This is a genomic window from Marinomonas fungiae (assembly GCF_001418205.1).
In the GTDB taxonomy this organism is placed as follows: Bacteria; Pseudomonadota; Gammaproteobacteria; order Pseudomonadales; family Marinomonadaceae; genus Marinomonas; species Marinomonas fungiae.
In genome coordinates this window covers 76862-87873 of record NZ_LIQF01000014.1, presented here as the reverse complement: position 1 = coordinate 87873, position 11012 = coordinate 76862, and the positions used below count along the sequence as shown (strand labels likewise).

Genomic DNA, 11012 nt, shown 5'->3' with positions numbered 1-11012 from the left:
CGGCTTTTTTAGAGCAGGTCCTGAACGCTGTCGCGATGATCACTGGTACAGGCGATTTTACTTCAATGGTTCGGATTGGCTTGCTCATTGGGGTATTGATGGTCTCTGTTCAGGCCTTAATGCAAGGTGGTCGTGGGATTAACTTTCAACACGTTTTAGTCTCATGGCTAGTCTTTGCAACCATGTTTGGGCCCAGTACCCGAGTGAGCATTGAGGATGCGTACACGGGACAAGTTCGAGTGGTTGATAATGTGCCCATCGGTGTTGCTGCCGCAGGCAGTACGATTTCGACTGTTGGCTTTCAAGTCACGCGATTGTTTGAAACGGCGTTCTCAACTCCCGCCATGACGGAATACGGCTTTGCATCCAGTTTACAGTCACTGATTAAAGTGAGAAAACAGGTGATGGATCGCTCTGGTTTGGGTGATGCAAATCGTGTCGCCGGTTCGGACATCGAGCAATCGTGGTTTAACTACATCAAAGAGTGCACCTTGATTGGTATCGACATTGGCCAAAAGAACCTCGATCAGGTGCTGAGTGATCCTAACCCGATGACTGCGATTAAGTTTGATTCGCGCATTTATGGCACTCGCATCATGCTCAGTGGTAGTAGTAGCGATCTGGACTGCACCGATGCCTATAGCCAACTGAAACTCATGACAGAATCAACCTTCATTCCAAGGCTTAAACAGGTTCTGTCAGCCTCATTGGGGACTTCGTCAGCAACGGACACTGATGACGTGATCCGAAATGCGCTGAATAACCTTGGTTTGGCTTCGGTTAACACCCAAGAGTACATGACCGCGTCGGTGCTTTTGCCTATTTATGAGCAAAGCGTGACGGGCAAGTATATGGATGATCAAGCTTTCACCGCAGCCGTTATGGTTAATCAAGCGATTGAGCAGCGCAATACGCAATGGGCGGCGGAGCAGACCCTGTTCCAAAGTATCGTTCGTCCGATGATGACGTTTTTTGAGGGGTTCATTTACGCCATCACCCCTTTGATGGCCTTTGTGATTGCTCTTGGCCAAATCGGGATGCGAATGGCCGGGAAGTACTTGTTAATCCTGCTTTGGATTCAACTTTGGATGCCTGTCATGGCCATCATTAACCTATATATCCATTTAACTGTTGCTGGGAAAATGTCGGCGCTTGATGCCTTTGCAGGTACGGAAGTGCCATCTTTTGCTGGGATGATGCAGATGGATTCAGTGCTGCAAACCTGGATAGCTACTGGCGGCATGTTGGCGTCGAGTGTTCCGGCTATTTCGCTCATGCTCGTTTATGGCTCAGCAATAACCGCTACCCACTTGGCTGGACGTCTTCAAAACGGTGATGCCATTGATGAAAAGATGGCAAGTCCAGATGTCGCGAAAAATGCCCCGGTGATGCAATCACAGTCAATGTTCCAAAATTCAGCCCTCACTGGTTCTGCTATGACCGGCGCGTCAAACCTACTGAGCAGTTTCTCTGTCGGAAACGCAGTGGGTTCAATGGTCGGCTCTGCAAAAGAATCCATGACTCAGGCAACTCAAGCCTTTAGCCGTCAGGTTGGCAATACCATGAGTCGAACCTTTGGTGAAAAGCTAAGTTACGACAACCTTTCTTCGGTTGGACGTCAGATCGGTTCTTCTAATTCCTCATCTAGCGCCGTTGTTAATCAGGTTACTGATGACCTGCAAACACGGTATGGTTTCGGAGACGATAAAAAAGACGCTGTACGTGGCTTGGTATCTGGCGTGTTATCGGGAGGCCTTAGGGTTGGTGGTGATGGAACTATTACTAATCCCGGTGAGAAAGAGGTTGCTGATAAGGGTTTTCTTGGGAGGCTTCTTGGTACTGGCGGCAATGATTCTCCACAGGGTAATTTGCCTGGAGTTGATAAGCCAGATTCATCTCGTGTACCAAAACTATCAAGGGTACGAGCTGGGTTGGATCTAGGTGGTAACTTTAGTGGCCAAGTTGAGTCGTCAGAAGGCAGTTCTCGGTCTACGACCGCAAATACGCTCACTGGGGAGATGCACAGCTTGGCATCGAGTGATTCACGACGTGCTGAGTATCGCGATGCAATGGTTAAGGACCTTTCAGATTCAAGACGTTCTGGCGTTGAGATGTCGTTGTCTAATCAAGACTATCAGTCACTTCAGAGTTCAGCACAAGACGTTATCACGGCATCAAACCGCTTTAGTGAGCTTGATCAGGCCAGCTACAGTCTATCAGGACAAAGGAACACGGATGGTGCGACGTTAACTCGATTAGCAGCGGATAATCCTGAAGTCATGGATTATTTAGGTCGCTATATGAACCAGCATGTTGAAGCCGGTAACCGATTACGTGAAAACCTTCCAATGTATCAGCGCTTGCTACCTGATGATAATCAGGCGTATGTGGCTGCAGCTATGGAGTCTTTAACCTATAGCAACTCTTCAACACCCGCTGAACGCGACAATGATTATCAAGCAGCAATGACTGTTATGGCCATGGCTACCGGAGCCGATTTACGATCAATTCAGCCGCGTTTTAATGAAGGCATGTCATCAACTGCACCTACTTTTGGTGGCACTCAAAGCCAAGTGGAATCGGGTGTATTAGGCGGCTACGAGGATGCTGCAACTGTTCAAACTCAGTTCAATTCGGCTCAATCTGCTTACCAAACTAATTTGTCTGGTGTTGATGGACAGCTGAATGCGCATCAGCAACAAGCCCAGCAGGCCGTAGTTTCTGACACAAGTACCTATCAATCTGGACTAAACAGTGAAGCTGGCTCTCAGTGGCGATCTCGCATTATGGCTGATGATAGCGGAGTCTCTGGTGCTGAAATGTTCTTCAACAGCGCCAGTGCTATTGGTGATTTCAGTGGCAAGCATACTGATGCAGCACTGCATACCTTGAATCATTTTGGCGAAGATTATGAGAGTTACAAGGAGCAGGCGCTTGAAGATCCTGGCTCACGAGGTTTCTTGCACAATGCTACGGTGGCCAGTAAATCAACCTGGGATGGCTTAAAAGCAGCCGTTGATGCCGGAACCTCTTTTGAAAATCCTTTGACGGCGTTTAATGATGCATACAGTGGATCGAGTTCGCAGTATGCCTCCGAAGTAAACTGGGGCACTAAGTCTGAAGCCATGTTGGCGGGGGCATTTGGTGCGGCCGTTAATAATCGATATGGTGAGTTTTTAGAAAAGTATGCCGATGATTTCAAACAGGAAGCATACAGTGAGGGGCAGAGAATGGGATTGACCCCGATTCAAAGTCAAGTGTTCGCTCAAGCTTTCAATGAAGGTTTGGCGGGGCGCGTATTCAACTCTGAAGACTCATCGAGTTGGTCGCCTGAAATGCTAGGTCTAAGGGAGCAAATGCTAAATGAGTATCGTCAAAAGGATGAGAGTGGCGCTTACATCCCTGACAGTGTGTCCGAAGAAGATAAAGCATTTGTGGATAAGCAGATAGCGGTGATCTCAAATGCATCCCTTGCGGGAGGTTATGCTCAGAACAACTTGATCGATATTAGGGCCTATAACCAGGCATCAGGAAGGAACTGAAAATAGAAGGTAGCCAGCTTGTGGTGAGCTGGCTATTTTTTTGGCTTTTTGGGATACCTTGGATAAAAGCCATCAAAAAACGAATGGAGCTTATACCAATACCATTTTTCTTCAATACTCAAAGTTCTACCTGAATCTTTAACTTGGCTGCTCAAGAATCTAATTCCAGTACAAATAGCTATGAAAAAGAGTCCCAAACCAACAATTGCCCAACTCGCTTGCCAATATCCGATTGCTACAAGCATCGTGATGATGGCAATAAGGCCGCTGGGGTTACAGGTCGCTTTGAATCCCAAGTAGCTGAAAAAAACGACGGTGCAGAACAGAAATGCTAAAGCAGCTAACTTGGCAGTCTGCGTTAAGGTATTTGAAGGTAAAAAATGAGCAGTTGCCAGAGTGGTCAGCAAAAGCACAAGTGATATTAACCAGCAGCGTGCTGGTAAAGACTTTAGTAGGCTGTTCATCGTAACTCATTTCTCAACGTGTAGTGTTAGATTTTTGTACCAATAAAAGTGTTCATGGTGTCCCAAGACATCAATTTATAAATTAGCTCACACAAAGTGTTTTACAATTGTGTTCTGCTACAAGGTCACAGACTGGACATTTAAGCTGAATCCGTTGTTGCGAGACGGTTAAATATAGACTGCCGCAACGGCATCGGTGTAAAGAAGCAAGCTTTGATCTTAAGTCCCGTGCTAGAACCCAGCCTTCATTTATTGTTAATTTTTTCCAAGGGCGATCAGCAGGAAGATCGGCCTCAGCTCTAGCAACAACATAAGCATCATATGCTTTCATTAGCGCATCAATATTTAATTTCTGGTAGACACTTTCGCCACCAATACTGACGTACAAAGCCATCAATAAAGATCCTTCTACCAAAGCCCTCCTGTTTTTTACTATAGCGTCAGATTCTGGTAATTGGCCGGGGCCAGGTGACTTGCCTGTTACTTCTTTATAAAGTCTTCTTATGGTATGTGTTGGCAAACCTGTATCGAGTGCGATAATGGTAGTCCGAAAACCATACTTTATAAGTAACGAAGCGCGGGCAAATAGTTCACTTTTGTTTAAGCTATCAATCATGCGTCCACCTTATTGTTTAATGTCGATAAAAGGTATGCAATTCTTGGGATACCTAAGCCTTTGCTTTTGACCATTTCTATTAATTGGTTCTGATTCCCTCTAGGCTGAAATAGTAAGAATGAAGATGTGGCTACTCGTTGCAGATCATCTACTCCTGCTTCTACAAGTGCATCTATAACATCGCGTGAAAGTCCAAATCGCAGTGTGGCCTCTTGAGGATCTATTCTTGCTAACTCTCTTGCTGCATGAAGATATGCCAAATTTAGTTGATAGAAGTCTTGTTGATTGGTTGTCATTGACGGACCTCCAGCTCATTTAGAAGATTTCGATAAATTGAAAGCACTCTTTGCCCATACCAGCGAGCACGTTCTTCATTCCAACTATGGTAGCGTCCTATACCTAGTTCTAAATCGTCGGGTGAAGAACTTATCGCATCAGCTAAAATACTGGAGCCGACGCTAAGATTCGTTAACGGGTCTAACAGTTCTTTGGGGGACTGGACGCGTTTTCCGTGCCAATGAAGGTTTATTTGCATAAGCCCAACATCTAGTTTGTACTCGTCACCTTGCTGAAGTGCTTTTTGCAATACTTTTTCTGCTTCAGATTTTGTTTTTGCATAGATTGAGCTTGAACCGTTTCTAATCGCATAAGGCCAAGGGCTTGTCATATTAAGTCCTCGATCAGTGGCCGATTCCGCTAAAGCAACTGAATAGAGAATAAGTGGGTCTATACCAACAGAACGTGCAGTCTTCTCCCATTGATATCCTGGGAACGCAGAGACTGAGGTGCTTAAAGATGCAGTTATGAGTAGGGCAGTTATTATTTTGTTACTTGATTTCATAATTGACCTCAGATGGGCTATCTAGAAGTGCACTTACTTCTTTTCACTTATTCGTTTCATTGGTACTGAATTGAAATTGGCTAAACCTTTGGCATAAACTTGCGAGGCCTCCTTTGTTTCACCTACAGCAATTGGTCTTTGCATGGCGAAGCCTTTTTGATGATTCTGCTGATCAGCTATGCCAGTAAGTAGTCTTGGGTAGTCACCAACATCATTTCGTAACAAGTATGATTGGTATCGGGTTAAAAAATCTTTTTGCCTGAAGGGATATTCTTTGTCATCGACTTTACAAAGTTCACACCAACCTCCCATATCTGAAATCACTTTATGGATAAGCGCGTCGTCGAACATAACTGACGTCCAAGCACCAATTTGCCGAATCGCTTTGTCAACCTTATGCCATGCAATCAGAGCTTTAGATTTAGAATTACCGTCTATGTGTTTAATGATATCTGCGGGTTTAGGAAAAAACTGTCCGGTGTCAGGTGATTGAATATGGCGAGTTAAACCTATTCGGACTTCCTCAATGCTGTATGCACGAAGTGCTTCAAAAGCAATGGACAGTAATTGTGGGGATACGCTCTTGCCATACATTGCCCAAGCTGCCCCCCAAATTTCTGCAAACTCACGTTTATCATTATCTATCATCCTAACGAACCTCCCGAAAGCTATGACCAGCCCAGTTTTCAGCAATACGACGATTGTTATCTTCTAAGTTAAGTTGTTGGTTGATGCCTTTTAGATTTGTAGGTAATTGCTGTACATCATCAATACGAACGTATTCATCTTCCCATTGTCTGTTTAAAAGCCAGTTGTGTGGCATTGGTGTTTTAGTCCTATCTTGGTATTGCAATCGATTCGTTCGTTGCTCTTTCCACCGAGTTAGCACTTCCAGCGCGAGTTCATGATTCTCATTAAGTCCCATGCGTATCCATTCTTCTTTGGCTTTCGCCTTTTTTTCCTTGCGTATTTGTTCTTCCCAGAAATCTTCAAACTGTATGTAATCAACAGTTTTAACTGTTATTTTATTGCTTCTCTCAGAGTCCTCCGACCGTTGAGAGTCCCTATCCGGGTTGCCATCAGGCATAAGCAATAATGAAAACTCTTCAGGAAGCCTAGCTTGAAAGACAGCAAGAGACTTTAAGAGCGATTCCATACCAATGAAATCGCAGGGTACGTCTTTAAGCAGCCTAAATGCCGCCTTGCCTTGGTTTGGGTTTTCAATGGGGTTATGCTTTAGAAAGCTCCGAATCAAGGTCCAACCAGTAACTTCGCAACGAATTAGGAATTGATCTTGCTCTAATTCGCTTAGTGCTGATGTAACTTGTTGCTCTTCCCAGTTAAGATCTGAAGCCACGTATCCAATAGGCAATCGAAAACAGCCGAGCAAATTGCAATGTGGGCATGTAAGCAGGTAAAGCCCGAGTAACTTTGCTGAGTCGCTCCAAGTCAATACGTTCTGCTTTAGCCAAAAACGCGTATAAACTTTGCCATAATCACGCATAGTGATACTCGCTAGCATATAGATGTAAAATGCTCATCATTGCCTTTCGTACCCCTAAGATTTCACGGTATTTATCTCGCTGTGGCACTCGGGGTACAGGTCTGGCCTTAATTGGGTTCTAGTTACTTTCCCTTTGGTAGCCCGTTCAATTGGTAAAACAAATTCAGCAGGAACACGGCCTGATTTATGTAGCCAAAACCAAACATTTTGCTGCTTTGAGTTGATTTCTCGTGCTAATGCAGATTGCCCTCCAAGTAAATTGATGGCTCGCATCAAATGACTTCGACTTTCTTCTAACACTTTATAGAGCCTCCTGATACAATTAAAACAGTGAGTTTTCTGAATGCTACAGTTAAAACTGTAATTCAGTCAACAGTTAAAATTGTTGAAAACTACAGTTGTTTTTGTAGAATGTGGACTTATGAATACTTTATCCGAACGACTTATTCATGCTTTGCAAGTTACAAGTGTTTCTCAATCTGAGCTTGCAAGGCGTATAGGAATCAAACAGCAGTCAATCAGTCAGATTTGCTCTGGGAAATCCGCTAGGTCTCGCTATACCACTCAAATTGCTGAAGCTCTTGGTATTAGCTCCCATTGGCTTGCTACAGGTGATGGTGAAATAGGTCTTGGAATATCTAACGTAGCGGTTGGCCCTGAGATTACCGGAAAAATCCCTCTCATTAACTGGGTTCAGGCTGGCCATTGGACTGAAATTAGGGAGGTTATCACTCATGGGGACGCAGAGGAGTGGCGTGAAGTTACTGGGAAAGTCCATGAAGGTTGCTTCGCACTTCGAGTGAAAGGGGATAGCATGGAGAACCCGAATGGAAAAAAATCTATTCCTGAAGGCTCCATAGTAATAGTTGACCCTGATGCTTCATTTTCTTCCGGCTCACTTGTTGTAGCCAGATTAGAACATTCAAATGAAGCGACCTTGAAACAGTTAGTATTCGATGGCGATAAAATGTTTTTGAAGCCGCTCAATCCACAGTATCCGGCGATCCCTATTGATGAGAATTGCACTATTGTTGGGGTAGTAAAACAGGCAATAATTGAGTTTTTTTGAGGTTTTAAGAAAAGATAAGGGTTATTTGATAAGTTGTTGAAAATAAAGACGTTTTTCTGTTTTTGGTAGGGGTGTAGGATTCGGTGTAGGACTGCAATAACCGACTTGGTATTTTCTATTATAAATCAATTGGTTACAACCTCAATCCGGAGCTCTTGCTCACCGCCATTATCAAAAAAAGACGTCCTTGGACGTCTTTTTTGTGTCTTAAGTTTAAAGAAACACGCCAAGCTAGGCCTACGTCAAACCTAACTCGGCGTAGTGCTAAAAGCTATGATTAATCAGAAAGCGTAAACCATAGGCAGCCATGCTGAGTGTGATTAGGCCTGCTAGATACAAAAGCGCGAACCATTGCCAAGATTTTAATTTCCTTTCTCGTTCCATTAGTAGCCCTCCTGATAGTCTTCAACTTTGCCGGCAAAAACGCGGTAGCCCCAAAGGGTATAGGCCAATATTAAAGGTACGAAAATCACAATGCCGACCAGTAAAAACTCAAGACTTGTATCCGGTGACGCGGCTTGCCAAATGGTTAACTGATTCGGTAGTAGGTAAGGGAATAAGCTGACTACTAGTCCAGCAAAACCTAAGGTGAATATCCCTGCCGCCATCCAAAATGGACGTATTTCATGAGCGGTATTTTGTAGTCCGCGCCACGCCAATATCGCACAGACTATCGCTAAGATCGGAAGTGGGCTCAAATACAAGAAGTTCCAACCGCTAAACCAACGTGCACGAATGGCATCCGATGATAGCACTGTCCAAAGACTGACGATCAGCATCGCTAGCATGACAATAATGACTAATCGTTTAGCCAAATAGGCCGCGTGTTGTTGGATTCTATTACGGCTTTTCATATACAAGTAGCTTGCACCCAGTAGTGCATAGCCAGCCATGACACTAAAGCCAGTTAAAATCGAGAAGGGTGACAGCCAATACCAACTTGCTTCTGATATCTGTTCTGCGTTCACCCCTTGGATGATTGAGCCTAGAATCAGGCCTTGGCAAAAGGCCGCTGTCGCCGATCCCGCGCTAAAGGCAAAATCCCAATAAGGGCGGGAGCGATGAGCTTTGAAGCGATATTCAAAAGCCACTCCACGAAATATCAACGCAAACAGCATCAAAATGATAGGGAGGTAAAAAGTCGATAAGATCCCCGCGTAAGCGGCAGGAAAAGCAGCAAACAGTACCACTCCGCCAAAGACTAGCCACGTTTCATTGCCATCCCATACATGAGAAATAGAGCGCATTAAATGATCGCGCTCACCTTCTTGGTCAAACCATGGATAGAGAATGCCAACTCCTAAATCAAAGCCGTCTAGCAATACATACATGAGTACAGCAAAACCTAGGAGTAAAAAATAAAACAATACTAAGTCCATTATTTTGCTCCATCTTCATGTTTAAGATTTTTAACCCAAGCCAATGCATAGCCCGGTGCTTTCATGCCAATCAACTGTTCTTCAAGATGACTCATTGACGGTGGCCCTTTTTTGACTAGCTTGCGCATAAAGTAGAGGTACACGCCAAGTAGTAAGGTGTAGATCACAACAAAACCAATTAAGGTAAATAAAACGCGCTCAGCGGGTAGGGGTGACACCACTTCGCTGGTGCGTACTAGGTTATAGACTAACCATGGCTGGCGACCCACTTCGACAACGTACCAACCTGCAAGGACGGAAATGACGCCTGAAGGTGTAAACAACGCCAATGCCGTCAGGAACGCTTTCTGGTTGTACAAAGAGCCTCGTTTACGCAGCCATAAAGCGACTACAGCCAAGGCAATCATGCCAAAACCTAGGCCGACCATGACGCGAAATGACCAAAAGACAAGTGGGACATTAGGGCGATCTTCGGGGGGAACAGCTTTTAACCCTTGTACAGCACCATCCATAGAGTGAGTCAGAATTAAGCTGCCTAAGTGCGGTATGCCAAGCTCGTAATCATTCTGTTCTGTTTCCATGTTTGGCATAGCAAACAATAGAAGCGGGACGTTTTCTTCTTGGGCAGGCCAGATACCTTCCATTGCGGCTAGTTTTGTTGGCTGATGTTCCTGAACATTTAAACCATGCTGATCACCAATAAAGGCTTGTAAAGGGGTCAGAATCAAAGCAATCCACATGGTCATCGATAACCCTTTTTTGGCAAAGGGAATGTGTTGCTTCTTCAAAAGGTAATAAGCACTGACACCAGCCACCACAAAGGTTGCTGTAATAAATGACGCAAGCAGCATGTGCATTAAACGATAGGGCATTGAAGGGTTGAAGATGACTTCAAACCAATCTGCTACATGGAATTGCCCATCAACAATGATGTAGCCCTGAGGCGTCTGCATCCATGAATTGGCGACAATAATCCAGAACGCTGAAATCCATGTGCCAACAGCCACCGTAACCGTTGAGAAGAAGTGAAGCTTACGCCCCACTCGCTGCCAACCGAAAAGCATGACGCCTAAGAAACCTGCTTCTAAAAAGAAAGCTGTGAGCACTTCATAGGCCATTAATGGCCCTAAGACAGGCCCGACAATGTCGGAAAACTTGGAAAAGTTCGTGCCAAATTCATAGGACAGCACAATGCCTGAAACCACGCCCATACCAAAGGTAATGGCGAAGGGTTTAATCCAGAATTTAGCTAACTGTAAGTAACGTGGGTCGTGCGTTTTGAGCCATAGGCCTTCCCAAATTGCGATCAAGGTGGCTAGGCCGATTGTGATGCTAGGAAAGATAATATGGAAGCTAACTGTAAACGCGAACTGTAAGCGAGAGAGTAAAGCTGTATCGAGTTCCATAAGCGAATCCGTATAAACGATGAAGGGGTTCCCTTCATAAACAAAATAGAAAACTACATAAGTAGTTAAATGTTAAAGCTAGGCTTTTACTTCGGATCGACTCATCAGACGGCGCAGTGCTAAGGGGCTGATGGCGATGGCAATAATGCTGAATAAAACCGTGGCATCAGTTAAAAATTGACTCATTAACA

General features: G+C 44.6%; 11 protein-coding genes. 2 read left to right on the top strand and 9 right to left on the bottom strand.

All coding sequences use genetic code 11. The features are described 5' to 3' along the window. A partial coding sequence (locus ASC49_RS16650; protein ID WP_211262076.1) for a conjugal transfer protein TraG N-terminal domain-containing protein occupies nt 1–3542 on the top strand: 3542 nt, incomplete at its 5' end. A gap of 32 nt (nt 3543–3574) precedes the next feature. On the opposite strand, the gene eex is transcribed toward ASC49_RS16650, so the two are convergent. The 7 genes from eex to ASC49_RS19670 form a co-directional block, all read right to left on the bottom strand. Then, complete coding sequence (gene eex, locus ASC49_RS16645) at nt 3575–4006, bottom strand: EexR/EexS family entry exclusion protein (protein ID WP_055464373.1); 432 nt, start codon at nt 4004–4006, stop codon at nt 3575–3577. Nucleotides 4007–4088: 82 nt separating this feature from the next. Beyond that, nucleotides 4089–4622 carry a FlhC family transcriptional regulator gene (locus tag ASC49_RS16640; protein ID WP_055464372.1) on the bottom strand — a complete coding sequence of 178 codons (534 nt, stop codon included), beginning with the start codon at nt 4620–4622 and terminating at the stop codon, nt 4089–4091. Then, nucleotides 4619–4918, bottom strand: a complete 300-nt coding sequence (locus ASC49_RS16635) for a flagellar transcriptional regulator FlhD (RefSeq protein WP_055464371.1) — start codon at nt 4916–4918, stop codon at nt 4619–4621. The genes ASC49_RS16640 and ASC49_RS16635 overlap by 4 nt, the downstream gene beginning before the upstream one ends. Further along, nucleotides 4915–5463: a lytic transglycosylase domain-containing protein gene (locus tag ASC49_RS16630; RefSeq protein ID WP_055464370.1), complete on the bottom strand. Its 549-nt coding sequence runs from the start codon at nt 5461–5463 to the stop codon at nt 4915–4917. Before ASC49_RS16630 ends, ASC49_RS16635 begins: the two co-directional genes overlap by 4 nt. Before the next feature lie 33 nt (nt 5464–5496). Further along, complete coding sequence (locus ASC49_RS16625; protein ID WP_055464369.1) at nt 5497–6111, bottom strand: DUF6475 domain-containing protein; 615 nt, start codon at nt 6109–6111, stop codon at nt 5497–5499. Nucleotide 6112: 1 nt separating this feature from the next. Further along, entirely contained in the window at nt 6113–6967 is an 855-nt protein-coding gene (locus ASC49_RS16620; RefSeq protein WP_055464378.1) for a hypothetical protein, read from the bottom strand. A gap of 54 nt (nt 6968–7021) precedes the next feature. After that, entirely contained in the window at nt 7022–7240 is a 219-nt protein-coding gene (locus ASC49_RS19670) for a transcriptional regulator (RefSeq protein WP_072242160.1), read from the bottom strand. A 148-nt stretch (nt 7241–7388) separates the two neighbouring features. Between ASC49_RS19670 and ASC49_RS16615 the strand changes: the two genes are divergently transcribed. Then, the gene (locus ASC49_RS16615; RefSeq protein ID WP_055464368.1) at nt 7389–8036 is read left to right on the top strand and encodes a LexA family protein; all 648 of its coding nucleotides are present in this window, start codon (nt 7389–7391) and stop codon (nt 8034–8036) included. Between the two features lie 383 nt (nt 8037–8419). Here ASC49_RS16615 and cydB read toward each other — a convergent pair whose 3' ends face one another. Continuing rightward, complete coding sequence (cydB, locus tag ASC49_RS16610; protein WP_055464367.1) at nt 8420–9415, bottom strand: cytochrome d ubiquinol oxidase subunit II; 996 nt, start codon at nt 9413–9415, stop codon at nt 8420–8422. Further along, nucleotides 9415–10821, bottom strand: coding sequence for a cytochrome ubiquinol oxidase subunit I (locus ASC49_RS16605; protein WP_055464366.1), 1407 nt, complete (start codon nt 10819–10821; stop codon nt 9415–9417). The genes cydB and ASC49_RS16605 overlap by 1 nt, the downstream gene beginning before the upstream one ends. Nucleotides 10822–11012: the final 191 nt, after the last annotated feature.